This window comes from Arsukibacterium sp., from assembly GCF_033721375.1.
GTDB lineage: Bacteria > Pseudomonadota > Gammaproteobacteria > Enterobacterales > Alteromonadaceae > Alishewanella.
In genome coordinates, this window is the sequence record NZ_JAWWAP010000003.1 from 85,724 (window position 1) to 106,595 (window position 20,872).

A 20,872-nucleotide genomic window follows, 5' to 3' on the forward strand; every position below is an offset into this window, starting at 1 on the left:
TAATTCACTCAGCTAAACCATATTTCTGCCGGATTTCCTGCACAGTCTGCAACTTACCTTGCTCGCTGTCGCGCAGGCCATTCTCTATCGCCTGACGCACGTATATCTTTTCCATTAAATCGTCCCAGGTAGCATCAGCAGGGAGTTGGTCTATCAGTTTGTGCGCATCATCTTTTTTAAGCGGGCTTGGCATAGGTATATCTCCGTTAACTCGGTAATTGTTAGCCGGATACAGGTGAAAAGCAATAAAAAGCACCGTTGTGATTTAAATTACGTATCCTTCTCTTGTTAAAACATTTACCGTTTTTCTAATTAGCCCGCCGTTAAAAACGTCTGATAACTGCGATTATTGCTGACCTGTTGATACTGATAACCCAGTTTATCTAAATGGCCGGCGATATCACTGTGCTGCGCCACTTCAAAACCGGCCAGTACATCGCCGGTGGCGGCACCGTGGTTGCGGTAGTGAAACAGGGTAATGTTCCAGTGTTCGCCAAGGGTGTTTAGGAAATTCATTAAGGCACCGGGGTATTCCGGGAAATTAAACTGATACACCTGCTCGGTTAGCTGGCGTGGTGGCATGCCGCCGACCATATGCCGGACATGCAGCTTGGCCAGTTCGTCGTCGGACAAATCCTGATAATCATAGCCGGCGTCGCTCAGCAACCTGGTCACGGTATCCAGCTCCTGCTGGCCATGGCGTAGTTTAATGCCAACAAAAATATGGGCTTTATTATCGCTGGCATAACGGTAATTAAATTCAGTAATGGCCCGGCCGCCCAGGGTCTGGCAGAAACGGCGGAAACTGCCTTTTTCTTCCGGAATAGTCACAGCAAATACCGCTTCTTTTTTCTCGCCCAGCTCGCAGCGCTCTGATACATAACGCAGCGTATCAAAATTTAAATTGGCGCCACTTAACACTGCCGCAAACTGCTGCGGTTTAGCTAAAGTGCTGTTAGTTAACTGCTGGCTGTATTTTTTCAATCCCGCCAGCGCCAGCGCACCGGCAGGTTCGGCCACGGCGCGCAAATCGTCGAAAATATCTTTAATTGCCGCGCAAATTTCATCGCTGGATACGGTAACTACTTCATCGCAAAAGCGCTTGGCCAGATTAAAATTTTCAGTACCAATCCGCTTTACCGCCACACCATCGGCAAATAAGCCTACCCGTTCTAATGTTACCGGCGTTCCGGCCGCCATCGCCGCTTTTAAACAGGCCGCATCTTCAGGCTCTACCCCTATTACCCGCACATTGGGCTGAATGGCTTTAATATACACCGCCATGCCGGCCATTAATCCGCCACCGCCAACCGGAATAAACACCGCGTTAAGCTGATTGTGCTGACTTAACAGCTCTTTGGCTACTGTGCCCTGGCCGGCGATAACATCGCTATCGTCAAACGGCGGAATATAAATAGCGCCTTCGGTATTGGCCAGTTTAATGGCATAGCTGTTGGCTTCATCAAAGGCCGTGCCGTGCAGCACGACATTGCCGCCCAATGCTTTTACTGCGGCAATTTTTATTTCCGGGGTGGTGATCGGCATCACAATAGTGGCCTTTAGCTGCAGCTTGCTGGCAGATAACGCCACGCCCTGAGCATGGTTACCGGCTGAGGCACATACCACGCTGGCATCGGGGCTTTGCAATTTTACTTTGTGCAGTTTATGGAAAGCGCCTCGCAGTTTAAACGAATACACCGGCTGCTTATCTTCGCGCTTTAGCAGCACGTTATGGCCCAGGCGCTGGCTTAATTTCGGCATCGGGTCCAGTGGCGTTTCAACGGCGGCCTGGTATACCGGCGACAGCAGAATCTCGCGCAGGTACTGCTGCATTACTTCGCTATCTGTCTGCTCTGGTTGGACAATTGCCAGGTTATTCATTGTTGCTCCACTGCTATATTTTTTGCTTGTGCCAACCGACACACTTAAGTTTCAAGCGAAGACAGGTTACAACTAAGCGGGGCGTCTCCAGCAAGGATGCTGGAGAGACAAATTCGTCAGGAACGAATTTGAACTGCGCCAGCAGCCCGCCAGGGCAAGCTCCATGGAGGGAGCTTGTAATATTACATGGACGTATTTACAACGTCCCCGCGTGTTGTTACCTGTTGTAGCCTTCAACTCATATTTAAACTCAGCGACAAGGAAATACTTTCTTCGCCGTCTTCAAGGATCACATCCCTGTGCCCTTTCAGCCTGCGCGGCATCCCTGCCGCTGCTACGAAAGTACACCTTGTCCCTTCGCTAAATGCTTTTGCTCGTACCATCCAGATCACTTAAATCACTAGCGAAGACCATAAACTGCTAAACAAGGCGTCTCCAGCAAGGATGCTGGAGAGGAGTCTACAAGGATGTATTCACGGCGTCCTTGTGTGCAGTTTGTGGTCGAAGCCTGCTTACTCAGATCCCGCATCTACTCTTCTAACTTAGACAAATCCCGCACTGCGCCTTTATCAGCACTACTGGCCAACAACGCATAGGCTTTTAAGGCGTTGCTCACCACCCGCTGCCGGTTCTGTGGCTTCCAGCCTTGCTTACCTTTCGCATCCATCTCGGCATGGCGCTTTGCCAGCTCTTCATCACTAATCGCGATACCGATTTTGCGCTGGGGAATATCAATTTCTATTGTGTCGCCCTCCTGCACCAGCGCGATAGCGCCGCCACTGGCCGCTTCCGGTGATACGTGGCCTATCGACAAGCCCGAGGTGCCGCCAGAGAACCGGCCGTCAGTGATTAAAGCGCAGGCTTTACCCAGGCCCATCGATTTTAAATAACTGGTCGGGTACAGCATTTCCTGCATACCCGGGCCACCTTTCGGGCCTTCATAGCGAATAATCACCGCATCGCCAGCCACAACTTTGCCCTTTAAAATGGCTTCTACTGCATCATCCTGGCTTTCAAACACCCGGGCGCGGCCGGTAAATACCAGATTCTCCGGCTCTACCCCGGCGGTTTTGACAATGCAACCCTGCGGCGCCAGGTTACCAAACAGCACTGCCAGGCCACCGTCTTGCGAATAAGCATGCTCTTTACTGCGAATACAACCGTCTACCCGGTCGTCATCCACCGACGGATAGCGGCAGTTTTGCGAAAACGCCTGAGTCGTGCGGATACCCGCCGGACCGGCGGCGTAAAAATCCTGCACCTGTTTTGACGGGCTGGTTTTTAAATCCCATTGTTCCAGCACTGCCGCCAGCGAACTGCCGGCCACATGCGGCGTATTGGGGTTTAATAAGCCGGCACGGTTCAGCTCGGCTAAAATGCCGATAACGCCACCGGCCCGATGGACATCTTCCATATGGTATTTCTGGGTTGAAGGCGCCACTTTGCATAAGTGCGGTACAATGCGCGATAAACGGTCGATATCGGCCATGGTAAAATCAACTTCTGCTTCAATCGCCGCGGCCAGTAAATGCAGTACCGTATTGGTGGAGCCGCCCATCGCGATATCCAGCATCATGGCATTTTCAAAGGCCGTTTTATTGCCGATACTGCGCGGTAAGGCGCTGGCATCATCGTTTTTGTACCAGCGGTTGCACAGATCCATAATTCTGAAACCGGCCTGGACAAACAGCTCTTTACGATCAGCATGAGTGGCCAGTAACGAGCCATTCCCCGGCTGGCCTAAACCTAACGCTTCCACCAGACAGTTCATTGAATTAGCCGTAAACATTCCTGAGCAGCTACCGCAAGTCGGACAGGCACTACGCTCAATCTGTTCACTGTCACTGTCAGACACCTTAGGATCGGCCGCCGACACCATGGCGTCGACTAAATCCAGCTTGATGATCTGATCTGATAATTTGGTTTTGCCGGCTTCCATCGGCCCGCCCGAGATAAAAATCGCCGGCACGTTTAAGCGCATGGCGGCCATCAACATGCCCGGGGTAATTTTGTCGCAGTTAGAAATACACACCATCGCATCAGCGCAGTGGGCATTGACCATATACTCGACCGAGTCGGCTATCAGCTCGCGCGACGGCAGGCTGTACAACATGCCGCCATGTCCCATCGCGATGCCATCGTCTACCGCTATGGTGTTGAATTCTTTAGCGATACCACCGGCTTCTTCTATACTTTTTGCCACCAGCTTGCCTAAATCACGCAGGTGCACATGGCCTGGCACAAACTCACAGAACGAGTTCACCACAGCAATAATCGGCTTGCCAAAATCGGTATCTTTTACGCCGGTGGCACGCCACAGCGCACGGGCGCCTGCCATATTGCGGCCTTCAGTAACAGTGGCGGATCTTAACTTTGGCATCAGGTACTCCGTTATTAATAATTAGTCTGGTAATAGCTCAGGCGCGCAGCGCCGCAATGTCGGCACTGGCCAGCTGTAAATCGCGCACGTCATACAGTTTATGCAACTGACTGGTCAGTAAATGAATCGGCTTGTCGCTGCTAACCGTTAAGGTGATCGACAAGCCGGCCTTCTCTGCCAGTGGGGTCAGCTCCAGGCCGGCCAGCTGATAGCCGCGATAGCGGGCTACCTGTAATAAACGTTCAACTACGCTGGCTTCATTATTGGCAGTGATATTCAGGGTATGGTTCATCAGTTGCTCTCCATGATCATATCTTCATTCGCGGCACCCGGCGGTACTAATGGCCAGACGTTATCTTTTTCATCAATTCTTACATGCAGTAAATAGGGGCCGGGCCAGGTAAACATGGCTTCCAGTGCGCTTTCTACTTCATCTTTGCGGGTAATGCAGTGGCCGGGTATGGCAAAGGCAGCGGCCAGTGCCACAAAATCCGGGTTGTCTGATAAGTCGGTTTCGCTGTAACGCTCATCGAAAAACAGCTGTTGCCATTGTTTAACCATGCCCAGGCGCTGGTTATCGACAATGACGATTTTCACCGGCAGCCGGAAGCGCTTAATGGTGCCCAGTTCCTGCACGTTCATCATAAATGAGCCATCGCCTGATACGGCGATGACCGTATCCTGTGGCCGGGCAAGTTTGGCACCAATGGCGGCTGGCAGGCCAAAGCCCATGGTGCCCAGGCCACCGCTGGATAAATGGTTACGCGGGTGACTAAAGCGCATATGCTGCGCCACCCACATCTGGTGCTGGCCAACGTCGCAACATACTACGCTGTTGTCCGGCATCCGCTCGCTTAACTGTTTTAACATCAGCGGCGCATAAATACGCTCGCCCGGGTGATCATAGCGCCAGCCGTGCTGCAGCTTTAAGCTGCTGCAATGGGCTAACCAGTCGCTGCAATCGGTGCTGCTGGCAATCGCCGGCAGAATTTGCCGCATATCACCCAGAAACGACACCTCAGCAAAACGTACTTTGTTAATTTCGGCCGGGTCGATATCGACGTGGATTACTTTGGCGTTAGGCGCAAATTTTTGCAGGTTGCCGGTTACCCGATCATCAAAACGGGCGCCTAAACACACTAATAAGTCGCATTGCTGTACTGCAAGATTCGCCGCCTGGGTGCCATGCATGCCCAGCATACCTAAGTAATAAGGGTTGTCTTTCGCTACCGAGCCCATGCCTTTTAATGTAGTAACAGACGGCATCGGACTTTGGGCTAAAAACTCCTGCAGCTGCGGCATCGCACCGGCCATATGCACACCACCGCCGATATAAGCCATCGGCTTGCTGGCATTGGCAATTAACTGGCGGGCCCGGGCACTTTGCGCTAAAGAGGTATTCAGCGCGCGGTTTTGTGGCGTGGCAGCATCAATCGGTTCAGCAGCAGCGGCTAATTGCACATCTTTCGGGATATCAACCAGTACCGGGCCGGGACGGCCGGAGCGGGCAATAGCAAAGGCCTCGTTTAACGTGGCTGCCAGCTCGTCGGCGCTGCGCACCATAAAGCTGTGTTTGGTAACGCTTAAACTTAAACCCAGTACATCGATTTCCTGGAACGCATCAGTACCCATTACTGCCTGCGACACCTGGCCGGTAATAGCTACCAGCGGCACCGAATCCAGCATGGCATCGGCCAGCGAGGTAATTAAGTTAGTGGCACCGGGGCCAGAGGTGGCCAGACATACCCCAACCTTACCTGAGCTGCGGGCATAGCCGATCGCCGAAAACGCACCACCCTGTTCGTGCCGGCACAGGTAGTGTTTTACCGGGCTGGCATAAATTGCATCGTAAATAGGCATAATAGCGCCGCCGGGATAACCAAAAATGGTATCCACCCCCTGCTGCTGCAACACTTTTAATACCAACTCTGCGCCATTCATCCTAAACCTCTTGCTACCCGTTATTTTTCACATGCCCTGAAACGACAAAACCCCCGGTCCTTGCGGAGCGGGGGTTTTGGTGGATTTCGCCTTAAGCTACTTTATTTTTCCAAAACACCGCCCCCGCGGAGATTAATAATCACCACGACCACGAGGACAATAATGTTCAGAACAGCAGCTAAACGCATAATTTGATTCTTACTTATTTACTTGGTTGAATTCGTTTTTATTTTGGGCGCTACTATTTTAGCGCTAATGCCTATTACAAATAGCCGTCTATCAGTCTGAAGTCAACCGATTTTTGTCATTTGCTAAAGAAATTGAACAAATTTTCATTATATTGAATTGAGAATCGGCTTACGCTAAGCCGACCGTTGAAGCCCCGGACGGGCGGAAACGAGCCTACAGGGATGTATTTACGGCGTGTCGGCGTGTGTAAACCGGTTCGTTAAACCTTCAACCGTTCGATATTTGCACCGTTGGCCTGGCACAACGTACACTAAACATATTCAGCAGCCAGCGCGGTAGCACTATGGATCAGCTAGAGCTATTCGACATCCCTAACCCCTGCATCGGGGTGTGTCAGAGCAATAACCGGGGTTATTGCCTGGGTTGCCTGCGCTCGCGGGACGAACGCTTTAACTGGCATCAGAAGCCCGCTGCCGAGCGGGCGCATATTCTGAAACTGCTAAGTCAGCGCCGGGCCAGGCTGAATGCTAAAACAAGAAAAGACCAGGATCTGCCAGAGCAAGGTGAATCACTGGATTTGTTCTGAATCTTAATCAGCGCGCGTTAGAACCCCGAACTGGGCGCCACAGAGTGTCTGAGCCCTGCCGTAGGCAAAAGGGCGACAAATTCGTTTGGAACGAATTTGAACAGCTCAGCTGGCCTGTAAGGGCGTGGGCAGGAAGCCCACGCTAATTGCTGTGGCGAGCCAGAGCGGGCGTTGTAACGATCAGCGCTGATGGACTCGCTGCGCTAATCTAGTTCTGCTGGCAGTTAAAAGCTGTAGCTAACTTTTTTTAATTAAACTCACTACATAAATCAGCACTATCGCCCCGACGGTAGCGGTAACCAGCGAGCCAATAAAGCCAAACGACGCCAGGCCCAGTAAACCAAACAGAAAGCCACCAACAAAAGCACCGACAATACCCACCAGCATATTGCCTAACAAACCAAAGCCTTTACCTTTCATAATATTGCCGGCAATCCAGCCCGCCAGCGCACCAATAATTAAAAAAGCGATAAAATTCATAGTAATCCCTTAACAGTAAGGTGCTGATTTAGCACTTGTTGAGCATAGTTCAAAACGACAACTTAAAAAAGCAAGTATGCATGCAGCGTACTTCGGTTTAGTTCGCTATGACCTTAGAAACAATTGTCTGCTTAGACGAATAATATTTTCCTTTAAAAGCTGGATTTACCAATATGGAAACGGTATATATTACGCGCCTCGATTAGGCGAGGCGGAATTTTACATAATAATAAACCAAAGGAATTGAAATGAAATATAGCGCTATTGCAGCACTAACTGTGTCTATGGCTTTGTGTGCGTCGGCTTATGCTGATAAAGCTCCTGGTTCAGGCCCTAATCCATTTTCAGATTGTGGTATTGGTGCTGCTTTATTTCCAGAGCATAAAGTCCTGGCCGTAACGTCAAACGTCATCTGGGATATTGGTACCACGGCTGTAACTTCTGCTACCGCCAGCCCTGAAACCTGCTCAGGCAAAAATGTTGACGCTGCAGCGTTTATCCTGAACTCGTACGACAGTCTGATTGAAGAGACGGCTCGCGGCGAAGGTGAACATTTATCAGCATTATTGAATATTCTTGAAGTCACCCCTGAGCAACAAACCAAAATCATTGCTAATCTGCGCACAGAAATGAGCCAGCATATTGCTGAAGATTCATACCTTGCTGCTGATAAGCGCGAAAAATCTCAGCGTTTTTACACCACTGTAATCAGTGCTGTTACCTCTGCTTAATGTGTTAGCAGAATAGGAAGTACGCTTCCTATTCTGTCTCGAGCCTACCCATGAATCGATTGCTTGTTTGTTGCAGCATGTTGCTGTTTGGTTTTTATGCTCAGGCGAGTACTCAACTTAACTCATCTGAACTGCAAAATATTGCATTGTCATCAACCTGGCAAAAATTGCTGGTTTATAACGACAATGGCGAAAGCTACATCCAGTCAGACCATTTCTTTTTGTCTGCACAGGGCGCGACTGATCCTTTGGCAGAGTTGTCAGCAACACTTACCGCCTTTGCAATACCCGTCGACCCTGCAACACCTGATGTGCATGCTCAGTGTCGTTTCCCAGCCCGTTATCAATGGCTGAAGCAGCAACTTGATCTGAGTGATTTCAATATTGAACAATTAAGTTGTCCGCAATTTAACCAGTTTAACGAAAAACAAAGTATCCGTTCAGTAAGTGTAATATTCGCCAGCGGTTTTTTAGCAAATCCGGCATCATACTATGGACATTTATTGCTTAAACTAAATGCCAGCCAGTCTGATTCTGATCATAAGGCGTTGCAGGATACCGCTATTAATTTTGGTGCCGATGTTCCTGTCGATGAGAATATGGCGCTTTACGTTATTAAAGGCATTGTCGGTCAATACGATGCTTCGTTTACCCGGCAGAAATATTTCTACCATGCAGGTAACTACCGCGAGTCGGAATTACGTGACTTATGGGAGTATGAGCTGGCGCTGGAGCAGCAAGATATAAACTTATTGCTTGGTCATCTTTGGGAATTGCTTGATGCTGATTACCAGTATTACTTTTTTAACCGCAATTGTGCCTTTCATATGGGCGAGTTGCTGCAACTGGTATTAACGACCAAACTTGCAGCAAACAAGCGCCTGTGGATGACACCTCAGTCGATAATGCAAAACCTGTCGGCCGTCAATTACAATGGTAAGCCGTTGGTGCATACAATTACGTATCATCCCTCCAGACAAAGCCGGTTATATCAACGATTTTCTTTTTTAAATAAACCGCAAAGAGCCATGTTACATAACCTGGTAAATAAGCCTGACCATATCAAAAATATTGATCTGTCCGCTTTTGTTATTGCCGAACAACATGAAATAGTCGATACCCTGATTGACTACTATCAGTTTTTGCGTAAAGAAGCCGCCGGCACGAATGACGAGAACAATATACGATACAAACAAGCTGTTTTATTACGTTACCAGCTGCCACCGGGCCCTGGCGCAGATAAATTTAGTTCAGCGGCGCAACCGCATCTTGGCAGAAAGCCAAGCTATTCTTCAGTGCAAATTATGGGTAACTCTGAGACCGCAACTTACGGTCTGCTTCAGTTACGTCCCGCTTATTATGATGCGCTTGATGCGGAGGAAGGTCATGTCAGCTTCTCTGCTTTGAGTATGGGAGAGCTGGTTTTAGGCTTCACAGACAACAGGTTATTTCTGAAAGATTTATCACTGTTAAAAATTGAAAGTATCAGAGCTAACCTGACAGGACTGCCCGGAGACCGCAATTACTCCTGGTACCTTGATGTTGGTGCCGCGCAAAGTAAAATCGGCTGTGTCAGCTGTGCGGCGGTTAAAGTGAATAGCGGCATTGGCTATGGCGTTGAGGCAATTCCCAGACTGAATATCAGCGGCTTTATCGGTGGCGGTTACCTTGGAAAATCACTTAACGACAACGATAGCTACCTTGCCACTAAGCTTATTGCAACCTGGTACACCACCGAGCGACTTTCCGCGAGATTGGAGCTGGAGCAAAGATTTTACAGTGATGGCCGCACCGACCATTTAACTAAATTAAATAGCAGATTAGCACTGACTCAGAATTCGGACATCCGCATCGCTGTTAGCCGGGATAATAGCGCAACCGAAGTTGGTCTGGCACTGGGTTGGTACTGGTAGTGTCAGCCACCGCCGGATGGCTTTGCTGATAATTCTGCAATACCCGTGGCAACGCCTTAAAGGTCTTGAATAACGATTTCAATGCCACCTTATCAGCAATAAAATTCGGTAAACTGCCGGCCGGGTCGGCCTGGCCCTGATAGCGGATAAGCAGTTTGCCATCAGCTTGCGGGGTTAAGGTCCAGCGTGCCTGCACCCGTTGCATCCGGATATAGCCTGCTACATCTGGATACTTATCACCAAGATCCTGCACATCCAGTATCAGCTCACCGCTCTTTTCGTCTGTTGTCCAGACCGAGCGGGTTACCATATCGCGGTCTGAAACCGGCCAGGGGGCTTTAAAGAAAGTATGGACGATATAGGTTGCCGGATCAGGGTGACTGAGCAGTTCAGCTTTATCGGCATTGGGGACCCATTTATCGATATTGCCGGTATCTTCCAGTAAATGGATAAAAGCACCTGTGTCAGCATTAACTTCAGTTTGGGCTTTTATCTCCAGTAAGTTGGCTGTTTTACGGCGATACTCTACCCTGACTCCGCTTTCCGCTTTATAAAGCTGCCAGTCGTGGTCCTGCGCTACTGTGGCCACACTTAAAAATGCGCTTACACTTAAAAACATCAGGCATGCTATCAGCCGGCGCATCACTTTATCCCTGTAGCAGCGCTAATTCATCGGCTGTCAAAGCCCGGTACTCACCCTCGGCTAAATCTGCCGGTAGCTGCAGGCCGCCGATTTTTTCGCGGTGCAGTTGCTCTACTTTATTGCCAATTGCGGCAAACATCCGTTTAACCTGATGATAACGGCCTTCATGAATGGTCAGCAGGGCTTCGCACTCGGCAACGATTTCCAGCTCAGCCGGCAAGGTCGGGTCTTTTTCACCACGCAGCATTACGCCCTCAGCAAACTGGCTGGCCGCATCAGCGCCGATTGGGTCGGCCGTCCATACCCGGTAGGTTTTGGCAATATGATGTTTTGGTGAGCTTATCCGGTGCGACCACTTACCGTCATCGGTCAGCAGTAGCAGGCCCGTGGTGTCTAAATCAAGCCGGCCGACGGTGTGCAGCCGCTCAACTAAAGGCTCATCCAGTAAACTGAATACGATTGGGTGATCCGGGTCATCATTGGCGCAGAGAAAACCGGCTGGTTTATGCAGTATCAGATAACGCAGGCCAATGATCGCCAGCGGCTGGCCATCCATTACCACCTTATCGCCACTGTTAACCTGCAACGCTGCCTGTTTAACCAGCTCGCCGTTAATCGTCACCAGTTTCTGGCGGATAACTTTGCCGGCCTGGCTGCGGGTCAGGCCGGTACAATCACATATATATTTATCTAAACGCATAACACTAGCCACCTGTAAATAAGCTGACTAGTGTACCCTACCGGCAAAAATTAGTCGCCTGTTGCCGGGACGAGTGCCGACACCATAAAATTCGGATTAAGCAGCTGCTCGCGCTGATATACCTTGCTGCTGATACCATCGAAACTGACGGTAGCGCCGGCCTCGGTAGCAACAATATGGCCAGCGCCGGTGTCCCAGGCCATGGTGGGGCCAAAGCGCGGATAGACATCGGCGGTGCCATCGGCCACCAGACAAAACTTCAGCGAGCTGCCAACCGGCACCATTTCATGCTGATTAAACTGGGCCAGATAGCCGGCTAAATCGGGGCTGGGGTGGCTACGACTGCCCACTACTTTAACTAATTGATCGGGGCGGGCCTGGTTTACCTTTATTAGCCTGACATTTCCGGCGTGCTTTAAAAAAGCACCTTCCCCTTTGGCGGCATAATAAGTTTTGGCCAGCACCGGTGCATGCACCACACCTAATACCGGCTCACCGTTATCTATCAGCGCAATATTCACGGTAAATTCGCCATTGCGTTTAATAAACTCTTTGGTGCCATCCAGCGGGTCGACCAGCCAGTAACGCTGCCAGCTTTTCCGGATATCCCAGCTGATATCGGCCGCTTCTTCAGACAAAATGGGTAAATCGGGGGTTAACTTTATCAACTCAGCCACGATCAGTTTATGGGCCGCTAAATCGGCTGCAGTTAACGGTGAGTCATCGCTTTTGGCGCTGATATTAAAATCGGCCTGATCACGGCCGTAAATAGCTAAAATGGCCGCACCGGCCTGTTCGGCAATCTGAATTATGGCCGGCAATAAGGTTGCTGTCATAGGGTCGTCCCTGAAGGTTGTCAGAAAATAATAGCGAAAAATCAGTCTGGCCAGCTTACCAGAATTAGCGCAGCCGGGTTAGCGGCTGGGCAAAAACTGCCGTTTGCGGCCGGGCGCCAAACCAGTGCAGCTGCTGCTGTAAACTGACCACTTCACCAATAATCAGCAGCGCCGGCGATTTTACCTGCTCGTTGTCAATCTGCGCGGCCAGCTCACCCAGCTCAGTGGTAATAATCCGCTGCTCCAACCGGGTACCGTTTTCAATAATCGCTACCGGGGTGGTTGCCGCACGTCCGGCGCTTATCAGTTGCTGCTGAATATGGGCCGCTTTCATCAGCCCCATATAAATCACTACCGTCTGGTTAGGGGTGCTCATACTCTGCCAGTCAGGCTCACTGCCGTCTTTACGACAATGGCCGGTAACAAACTGCACGCTTTGCGCATGATCGCGATGAGTCAGTGGGATCCCGGCATAAGCGGCGCAACCGGCAGCGGCAGTAACGCCCGGTACCACCTGAAAGGCAATATTATGGGCCAGCAACGCCTGAATTTCCTCGCCGCCGCGGCCAAAAATAAAGGGGTCGCCGCCTTTTAAGCGGCAGATTTTCTTACCGGCCAGGGCTAAATCAATCAGAATCTGATTGGTATCCTGTTGTGCCACCGAGTGCGCGCCGGCTTTTTTACCAACACAAATCAGCTCGGCATCGCGACGCACTAACTGCATAATTTCCGGCGACACCAGATAGTCGTATACCACCACATCGGCTTGCTGCATTAACTGCAGCGCTTTTAACGTGAGCAGTTCCGGGTCGCCCGGGCCGGCCCCCACCACATACACTTCACCGGCCAGTTGCTGCGGCTCAGCCAGTAGCTCAGTAAGCCGTTGTTCGGCCTGCGGCAGCTGATTAGCCTGCACATCGCGCACCACATCGGAGTTAAATACCTTTTCCCAAAACTGACGACGGGCAGCAAAGCCCTTTATTTTGGCCTTTACCTGATCGCGAAAGCGGCCCACCAGCTGCGCCAGTGGCCCTAAATGCTGTGGTAATAAGGTTTCCAGCTTTTCGCGCAGGCGCCGCGCCAGCACAGGTGCGGTACCAAAACTGGAGATGGCAATAATGATCGGGTTACGGTCAATAATAGACGGGAAAATAAAACCGCATTTGGGCTGATCATCCACGGTATTTACCAGCATATTGCGCGCTGTTGCTGCGTCATACACCGCGCCATTCACCTTGTCGTTATCAGTGGCGGCAATGACCAGCAACTTGCCGTCTAATAACTCCGGGCTGAAATAACCGCAAATAAGCTCGGCTTTACCCTGCTGTTGCCATTCAATAAATTCCGGAGCAAACTCAGGCGATACCACATAAAGCTTAGCGCCGGCACTTAGCAGGGTGCCGGCTTTACGCAGCGCCACCGAACCGCCGCCGACAATTAACACCGGCTTATCGGTTAATTTAACGAATAAAGGAAGATATTGCACAGCAGCTCCGCAGGCTGAAACGATCAGCATAATGTAACGCTAAGCATAGCGCCGGGCGGGTTAATCGCAAAATAGCTTATCACGCTCAGATATAACCAAACGGAATTAACAGGCACGCTTTTATGCTTCGTTTTTAAAAAGGCGCAGTTGTTAGCCGCTGCTATTTCCATTACATTAGTTGAGCAGATAATCAGCATTAGCAGCCACTTCTGTCATAGAAGGGTGGTAATATTCAGACAATAATAACAAGCGCAGCATTTTAAGGGATTTACTATGTCGACTCTTAGCCAGTTTATTAACGATTTAGCCAGCAACCCAAGCTTACAGCAGGATTACCGCAACGACCCCGCAGCCACTATGCAAAAATACGGTCTGCAAAACCATGAGGTGGAAGCAGTACTTGCGGGCGACAAAACTAAAGTAGAACAGTTAACCGGTCACCCTGTACTGCCTGTTACTTTTATTTTCCCAGCCAAGTAACGCACCTTGCAAAGAACGAGTTTGCTATATATCCCGCTGATATTGTTGTTGGCGGTGTTTTCTGTTGTCTGTGCAGCAGATTCGTTTCAAGAGCAACTGGACCAGGCTGAAGCATTGCGAACTCAGGCACCAGGCCAAACCGTTGAGATCGTTGCCCAACTGGAATCAAACTATCACGCCCTCAGTGCCTACCAGCAACAGCAGTTCAACTTTCTTAAAGCGTATATCTATGCATTTCAGAGTAAACAAGACGAGGCCATCAGCTGGGCCACAAAAATCGCAGCCAGTGAATACCCGGAAATCAGGCTGAAAGCGAACTTGCTGCTGGCAACGGTATATGAGCACAGAAAGGATTTCAGTAAAGCTTATTCTTTTCTGTTTACGGCGTTAAAGGCCGGTATTTCGCTGAATAACGAGTCACTTCAGGTCAGCCTGTATACCGTTGCAACCCAGTTACATATCAGTGCCAATGTATACGACAAGGCGTTGGAATATGCGTCAAATATCGTCGACATTGCCAGTACACCCCGCAGTTATTGTGTTGGCTATGTACTACAACTGCGAGCCACAATTAACCTAACCCAAACGTATACAGATGATGCCGTTAGCAACGCCCGGCAAGCCTGCCTGACTGCTAACGAGCCGTTACTTTTGAACACTATTAGTCTCTACATTGCTGAAATAGATGTAACAAAGGTTCCGGCGCAGGTTAAAAGTGATATGCAGTCGGTTTTACCTGAACTCAAAAAAACAGGTTATCTGTATTCAGTTATCCAGGCTGAGTTTTTTCTGGGTTCAGCAGAGCTTTATCTGCAAAACTATGCAGCCGCAGAAGCGTTGCTTGAAAAAGTTTATCAACAGACAATAGCCTTAAACGACACACAAACCGCCAATAAAGCGATGCTGTTGTTAGCCCAAACGTATCAGGAAAAAGGTGATACCTCAGCTGCTGTGACTGCCTACCGCAAACATGCTGCAGCTCAGAATAGTTATATCGATGAATTTAAAAAGCGCAGCGTAGCCTACCACCTGGCACAGGCTGATTTTATGGCAAGCGAAAATAAACTGGCGTTATTAAAGAGCGAAAATGAGCTGTTGCAACTGGAAAGCAAGTTGCAACAAGAGCAAAAGCTAAAAGCCCTGCTGTTTGCTGTTGCTTTGCTGGCGTTATTGCTGCTGGTTATTTATGTATTAAACAGCAAGCGGGTGGCATTAAACAGGCTGGCCACCACCGACTTTTTAACGCGCTTATTTAACCGCCGCTATTTTAGTGAAACAGTTAGTAAACAGATGGCAAACCGACGGCAACGGGGTGAATGCAGCCTGCTAATATTTGATATCGATTTATTTAAACAAATTAATGACAAACATGGCCATGCCGCTGGTGACAAGGTGCTAAGTGCTATTGCCCAATGTTGTCAGACACAAATTCGTCAGCAGGATATTTTAGCGCGGATTGGCGGCGAAGAATTTGCGCTGTTTTTACCAGGCTGTGGCTTAGCCGATGCCGAAGAGATCGCCGAGCAGTGCCGGCAAAGCCTGGAGCAGTTGGTTATTCCATTTGACGACCAGCAAATTCAGATAACCGCCAGTTTTGGGGTGGCCGCCAGCAGCACTGCCGATTTTGATAGTTTATTAAAACAAGCTGATGATGCACTGTATCAAGCCAAAACCGGTGGTCGTAACCGGATTGTGGTGTATAAGCCGGCTGATAGCAGTAGCAGCCAGGGTAACAAGGGTGTCTGAGCAAAACCACGGTAACTTGCTGTGCCTTGGTCTGGGGATCACCCTGGGCAGCCAGCTGACAATACTGGCGCGCGAGCAACTGGCGGCGGCTGATATGGTGTTTTTTCACAGCAACAGCCACTATCTTGCTGGTTTTTTGCAGCAGATAAACCCCAACTTAGTCGATTTGCAGCCTTTTTATCAAACCGGTCAGTCCCGACTTAAAAGCTATCAGGCAATGCTGGATGCCGTTATCGCGGCAGTCACCGCCGGTAAAAATGTGGTGTGGGCCTGCTATGGCCACCCGGGCATTGCCAGCTGGCCGCCACACGAAGCAATACGCCAGTTAAAAGCGCTGGGCTACCACGCAAAAATGGCAGCCGGGATTGGCGCCGATGCCTGTCTATATGCCGACTTGGGCATAGACCCAATGGCAGAAGGCTGTCAGCAATTTGAAGCCAGTCAGTTTTTGTTTTATCAGCATAGTGTCGATGTCAGTGCTTATTTGCTGCTATGGCAGGTGGCGATAGCCGGTGATTTCAGCCTGGCAAAACTGGCAAGCGACCGCCGTTATATTGAAATACTGGTACAGCACCTGCAGCAATGGTACCGGCCGGATCATCAGGTTATTTTATACGAAGCCGCCGACTTACCGATCTGGCAGCACCGGGCCGAGCAAGTCAGCTTAGCCGAATTACCGCAGGCCACCCTTAACCAGATCACCACTCTGGTGATCCCGCCGCTGCGAGCCAAAAGCATTAACCACAACATGCTGGATCAGCTTGGCGTGCCGGCCGACCATCCGCTTCGGCAACAGTCTTAACACTATTATGAATAAAAAAATTATGAATAAAAAATTGCCAATAAAAAAAGCGGTAACCGAAGTTACCGCCAAAGAGGGATGAGAGAGGTATCCCGTTTTGCGAAAGTGTTGCCAATGCCGGCTGTTGAGGCCGGCTCAGATATTAATGGCGGATCAGATAATCAAACGCACCCAGCGAGGCATTGGCACCAGCGCCCATGGCGATAATAATCTGCTTGTAAGGCACGGTAGTGGCGTCACCGGCAGCAAAAACGCCTGGTATTGAGGTCTGGCCGCGCTCGTCGACAATAATCTCACCGCGTGGCGACAGCTCCAGCGCGCCGCGCAACCATTCGGTATTAGGTACCAGACCAATCTGGACAAAAATACCCGCCAGCTCAACATGATGCGACTCACCGGTTTTGCGGTCGGTATAATTAATACCGTTTACCCGGTTACCGTCACCGGTCACTTCGGTGCTTTGCGCTTCAGTAATAATGGTAATGTTGCCCATTGAATTGGCTTTTTTCACCAGTACCGCATCGGCCCGCAGCGTGGCGGCAAATTCCAGTACGGTAACGTGCTCAACAATACCGGCTAAGTCGATAGCCGCTTCAATGCCCGAGTTACCCCCACCGATAACGGCCACTTTTTTGCCTTTAAACAGCGGTCCATCACAGTGCGGACAGTACGCCACACCTTTACCGCGATATTGCTGCTCGCCCGGTACATTCATTTCTCTCCAGCGCGCACCCGGTGCCAGAATTAAGGTTTTACTGCGTAACATCGCGCCGTTTGCCAGCTCCAGCTCAACCTTGTCGGTTTTGCTCAGCTTAACCGCGCGCTGGTTATTCATAATATCCACGTCGTATTCACGGACATGGGCTTCCAATGCATTTACCAGCTTCGGGCCTTCGGTGTATTTTACCGAGATAAAGTTTTCAATACCGACGGTGTCAGCCACCTGACCACCAAAACGCTCGGCCAGAATACCGGTGTTCAAACCTTTCCGCGCGGCATACACGGCAGCAGAAGCACCAGCCGGGCCACCGCCGACGACTAATACATCGAACTCCGCTTTACTTTTCAGCGCCTCGGCCTGGCGTTTTTCAGCATTAACGTCAATTTTCTGGATAATTTTCTCCAGGGTAATCGCACCCTGCGAAAATAACTCGCCGTTTAAAAATACCGATGGCACCGCCATCACATTGCGCTCGCTGACTTCGTCCTGGAACATCGCACCATCAATCATCACGTTGGTAATGTTCGGGTTAGTAGCGGCCATAATATTCAGCGCCTGCACAACTTCCGGACAGGTCTGGCAGCTTAGTGAAATATAGGTTTCAAATTCAAACTTACCGGGTAACTGGCGAATTTGTTCGATGGTATCGGCTTCCACCTTTATCGGGTGGCCACCTGAGTGCAGCAGAGCCAGCACTAACGAGGTAAATTCATGACCCAGCGGCACACCGGCAAAGGTAATGTGAGTATCTTTGGCTACCGAGCGCACCAGCATTGCGGGTTTGCGGTCCATAGCAGCATCGTCGCGACGCAACGATACTAAATCTGATAAACCGGCTATATCATTAGCCAGTTGTTCTACTTCAGTGGCTTTGGCGCTATCGTCTAAAGATACCACCAGCTCAACTTCTGTTTTCAGGTTCTGCAAATAAGTTTTAAGCGTTTGCTTCAGGTTAGTATCTAACATAAAAACTCCAGAAAAATTAAGACGATAAAAAATCAGCGTAACAAAGCCTCAGCCTGAGTTTACAGGCTGTAAGCATTTAATCCGGGATAGTCCGGGCAGGCATTGCCTGCCCGGATACCAAACCGTAGTCTGGCAGAGAGAAGCTGATTACAGCTTCTTAGGAGGGGCTGTAATCGGTTCTCACTGCAGATAACTGCAGATATTGCACTGCTTAGATTTTACCAACCAGGTCCAGTGATGGCGCTAAAGTCGCTTCACCCGGAGTCCATTTAGCCGGACAAACTTCGCCGTCATGGTTAGCAACGTACTGAGCAGCCTGTACTTTACGGAACAATTCACCAGCAGAGCGGCCGATACCTAAGTCGTGAATTTCAGCAACTTTGATTTCGCCTTCCGGGTTGATTACGAAAGTACCACGCAGTGCCAGGCCATCTTCTTCAATCATTACGCCGAAGTTACGGGTAATGGCACCAGTCGGGTCGCCTATCATCGGGTAGTTGATTTTCTTGATGGTTTCAGACGCATCGTGCCACGCTTTGTGGGTGAAGTGAGTGTCAGTTGATACTGAGTATACTTCAACACCGATTTCCTGGAACTTCGCGTAGAAATCAGCTAAATCGCCTAATTCAGTCGGGCAGACGAACGTAAAGTCAGCCGGGTAAAAACATACTACTGCCCATTTGCCCAGAATATCCTGCTCGGTTACCGGTACAAATTTGCCCTGATGAAATGCAGTGGCTTTGAATGGCTTAATTTTAGTATTGATAATTGAAGACATTGTCTTGCTCCCTTCGGTTAATAAATAGGTTGGTAAATTTCCGCGTTCTCAATGCCAGCTATCTTAGCCAGTCATCTTAATTTTTTAAAACGAATTAAATTAATCAATATCATCGCTTTTATAGATTAGAAGCCAGAGCCATTGCTACTATTTTGGGTTAGCGCGTTAACTACGTGGCAGCACAGCCCTTTAGATGAGGACAAGGCGCTGATTTCTCAAGCGCCCTGGCATGTTAAACGGCTATTTTATGCCGGGTATTAATCGTCCTGACGGCCCAGCTGAATGGCGCGGATATCCATGCCACTTGGGTGCTGATACACCCGCAAACCAAATTCCGGCAAAATGGCCAGTAAGTGATCGAAGATATCAGACTGAATACCTTCATACGCCAGCCAGGCCGTGGTATTGGTAAAGCAGTAGATTTCCAGCGGTAAACCGTCTGCACCAGGCGCCAGCTGACGGGCCATTAACGTCATGTGCTGATGCACCCCGGGGTGGCTGGCCAGATAACGTTGCACATAGGCGCGAAAAGTTCCTATGTTGGTAATACGCCGGGTATTTACCGGCTCCTGGCCCCGCTCAGCCAGTTCACTGTTCCAGCTATCAATTTCCTTTTGTTTTTCCGCCAGATAATCCTGCAGCAAACTGAAACGGGTTAGATGCTTGCGCTCGTCTGCATCCAGAAAATGGACGCTTTGCTGATCCAGCATCAGGCTGCGCTTAATCCGCCGCCCGCCCGACTGCTGCATGCCCCGCCAGTTTTTAAAGGCATCGGTCATAAAGCGCCGGGTGGGGATAGTGGTGATGGTTTTATCCCAGTTCTGTACTTTTACCGTATGCAGGGCGATATCAATGACGTCGCCGTCGGCATTCAGCTGCGGCATTTCTACCCAGTCACCGACCCGAATCACATCATTGGAGGAGATCTGGACGCTGGCCACTAACGATAAAATGGTGTCCTGAAAAATCAGCATTAACACGGCGGCCATCGCGCCAAGGCCGGATAACAGAATAAGCGGCGAGCGATCTACCAGCGCGGCAATCATTAAAATAAGGGCGATTGTAAACACCACTATTTTTAATACCTGCACATAACCCTTAATTGGCTTGGTTTTAGCGTCCGGGCCCTGTTCATAAATAGCATTGACCAGGGTCAGGATATTGGCGATCGCCAGGGCAATAGTAAGTACAATAAAGGCATTACAGACATTGACCACAATGGTGGTGACGGTTTCAGACACGCCGTCGATTAAGGTAATGCCTTTGGAAATAATCAGCGCCGGTACAATGTTGGCCAGCCTGGCGATAAAAGCAGAATGCTGAATAACCTGATGCTGGCCATAGACACTGGCCCGCAAAGCGCGGAAAATACCGCGGATCAGCACTTTTTTTACAATGAAATTGCTTAGCCAGGCAACCAGTAATAGCAAGCCGAGACTAAGCCATAATTTGGTTTCGGGGTGCTGCTCCAGCCAGTTCTGGAACGCATTAAAGTCAAATTCCCACATGTATCAACCCATTCCCTGTTTGACGTGATTAACGAGAGACACTGCCGGTGCAGCAGTAATGTCAGCTGGCGTTATTATGCCCCGTTAAGCCAGCTTTGCAACCCG

General features: G+C 49.9%; 19 protein-coding genes. 6 read left to right on the forward strand and 13 right to left on the reverse strand.

Features of this window, described 5'->3' with window-relative positions; translation table 11 throughout:
• Positions 1-4 precede the first annotated feature (4 nt).
• The 5 genes from R3187_RS05515 to ilvG form a co-directional block, all read right to left on the reverse strand.
• Complete coding sequence (locus R3187_RS05515; RefSeq protein ID WP_318965708.1) at positions 5-193, reverse strand: hypothetical protein; 189 nt, start codon at positions 191-193, stop codon at positions 5-7.
• A 119-nt stretch (positions 194-312) separates the two neighbouring features.
• Complete coding sequence (gene ilvA, locus R3187_RS05520; RefSeq protein WP_318965709.1) at positions 313-1,881, reverse strand: threonine ammonia-lyase, biosynthetic; 1,569 nt, start codon at positions 1,879-1,881, stop codon at positions 313-315.
• A gap of 529 nt (positions 1,882-2,410) precedes the next feature.
• Complete coding sequence (gene ilvD / locus R3187_RS05525) at positions 2,411-4,261, reverse strand: dihydroxy-acid dehydratase (protein ID WP_318965710.1); 1,851 nt, start codon at positions 4,259-4,261, stop codon at positions 2,411-2,413.
• Between the two features lie 37 nt (positions 4,262-4,298).
• Positions 4,299-4,553: an acetolactate synthase 2 small subunit gene (gene ilvM / locus R3187_RS05530; protein WP_290620502.1), complete on the reverse strand. Its 255-nt coding sequence runs from the start codon at positions 4,551-4,553 to the stop codon at positions 4,299-4,301.
• A complete protein-coding gene (ilvG, locus tag R3187_RS05535; protein WP_318965711.1) occupies positions 4,553-6,202 on the reverse strand; it encodes an acetolactate synthase 2 catalytic subunit in 1,650 nt (549 codons plus the stop codon). Before ilvG ends, ilvM begins: the two co-directional genes overlap by 1 nt.
• A gap of 532 nt (positions 6,203-6,734) precedes the next feature.
• Here ilvG and R3187_RS05540 point away from each other — a divergent pair.
• On the forward strand, positions 6,735-6,977 hold the full coding sequence (locus tag R3187_RS05540) for a DUF1289 domain-containing protein (RefSeq protein WP_290612163.1): 243 nt from the start codon (positions 6,735-6,737) through the stop codon (positions 6,975-6,977).
• Positions 6,978-7,214: 237 nt separating this feature from the next.
• On the opposite strand, the gene R3187_RS05545 is transcribed toward R3187_RS05540, so the two are convergent.
• Positions 7,215-7,457, reverse strand: coding sequence for a GlsB/YeaQ/YmgE family stress response membrane protein (locus R3187_RS05545; protein WP_318965712.1), 243 nt, complete (start codon positions 7,455-7,457; stop codon positions 7,215-7,217).
• A gap of 248 nt (positions 7,458-7,705) precedes the next feature.
• Between R3187_RS05545 and R3187_RS05550 the strand changes: the two genes are divergently transcribed.
• Entirely contained in the window at positions 7,706-8,188 is a 483-nt protein-coding gene (locus R3187_RS05550; RefSeq protein ID WP_318965713.1) for a DUF3015 family protein, read from the forward strand.
• A 50-nt stretch (positions 8,189-8,238) separates the two neighbouring features.
• A complete protein-coding gene (locus R3187_RS05555; RefSeq protein WP_318965714.1) occupies positions 8,239-10,101 on the forward strand; it encodes a DUF4105 domain-containing protein in 1,863 nt (620 codons plus the stop codon).
• On the opposite strand, the gene R3187_RS05560 is transcribed toward R3187_RS05555, so the two are convergent.
• From R3187_RS05560 to cysG, 4 genes are all read right to left on the reverse strand, one after another.
• Positions 10,046-10,720, reverse strand: coding sequence for an START domain-containing protein (locus tag R3187_RS05560; RefSeq protein ID WP_318965715.1), 675 nt, complete (start codon positions 10,718-10,720; stop codon positions 10,046-10,048). The two genes, R3187_RS05555 and R3187_RS05560, sit on opposite strands and share 56 nt — an antisense overlap.
• Before the next feature lie 28 nt (positions 10,721-10,748).
• Positions 10,749-11,444: a 16S rRNA pseudouridine(516) synthase RsuA gene (rsuA, locus tag R3187_RS05565; RefSeq protein ID WP_318965716.1), complete on the reverse strand. Its 696-nt coding sequence runs from the start codon at positions 11,442-11,444 to the stop codon at positions 10,749-10,751.
• Positions 11,445-11,494: 50 nt separating this feature from the next.
• A complete protein-coding gene (gene cysQ, locus R3187_RS05570) occupies positions 11,495-12,280 on the reverse strand; it encodes a 3'(2'),5'-bisphosphate nucleotidase CysQ (protein WP_318965717.1) in 786 nt (261 codons plus the stop codon).
• A 64-nt stretch (positions 12,281-12,344) separates the two neighbouring features.
• Complete coding sequence (gene cysG, locus R3187_RS05575) at positions 12,345-13,766, reverse strand: siroheme synthase CysG (RefSeq protein ID WP_318965718.1); 1,422 nt, start codon at positions 13,764-13,766, stop codon at positions 12,345-12,347.
• Between the two features lie 273 nt (positions 13,767-14,039).
• Here cysG and R3187_RS05580 point away from each other — a divergent pair, with 273 nt between their 5' ends.
• Genes R3187_RS05580 through R3187_RS05590 form a run of 3 tightly spaced genes read left to right on the forward strand, consistent with a single transcriptional unit; the run spans position 14,040 to position 16,794 of the window.
• Positions 14,040-14,246, forward strand: coding sequence for a hypothetical protein (locus R3187_RS05580; protein ID WP_318965719.1), 207 nt, complete (start codon positions 14,040-14,042; stop codon positions 14,244-14,246).
• A 21-nt stretch (positions 14,247-14,267) separates the two neighbouring features.
• Positions 14,268-15,992 carry a tetratricopeptide repeat-containing diguanylate cyclase gene (locus R3187_RS05585; protein ID WP_318965720.1) on the forward strand — a complete coding sequence of 575 codons (1,725 nt, stop codon included), beginning with the start codon at positions 14,268-14,270 and terminating at the stop codon, positions 15,990-15,992.
• Positions 15,985-16,794, forward strand: a complete 810-nt coding sequence (locus tag R3187_RS05590; RefSeq protein ID WP_318965721.1) for an SAM-dependent methyltransferase — start codon at positions 15,985-15,987, stop codon at positions 16,792-16,794. Before R3187_RS05585 ends, R3187_RS05590 begins: the two co-directional genes overlap by 8 nt.
• A 142-nt stretch (positions 16,795-16,936) precedes the next feature.
• On the opposite strand, the gene ahpF is transcribed toward R3187_RS05590, so the two are convergent.
• The 3 genes from ahpF to R3187_RS05605 form a co-directional block, all read right to left on the reverse strand.
• Complete coding sequence (ahpF, locus tag R3187_RS05595) at positions 16,937-18,481, reverse strand: alkyl hydroperoxide reductase subunit F (protein WP_318965722.1); 1,545 nt, start codon at positions 18,479-18,481, stop codon at positions 16,937-16,939.
• Positions 18,482-18,692: 211 nt separating this feature from the next.
• Positions 18,693-19,259 (reverse strand): alkyl hydroperoxide reductase subunit C, encoded by a 567-nt coding sequence (gene ahpC, locus R3187_RS05600; RefSeq protein WP_097110627.1) that lies wholly within the window; start codon positions 19,257-19,259, stop codon positions 18,693-18,695.
• A gap of 257 nt (positions 19,260-19,516) precedes the next feature.
• The gene (locus R3187_RS05605) at positions 19,517-20,767 is read right to left on the reverse strand and encodes a mechanosensitive ion channel family protein (RefSeq protein ID WP_318965723.1); all 1,251 of its coding nucleotides are present in this window, start codon (positions 20,765-20,767) and stop codon (positions 19,517-19,519) included.
• Positions 20,768-20,872 lie beyond the last annotated feature (105 nt).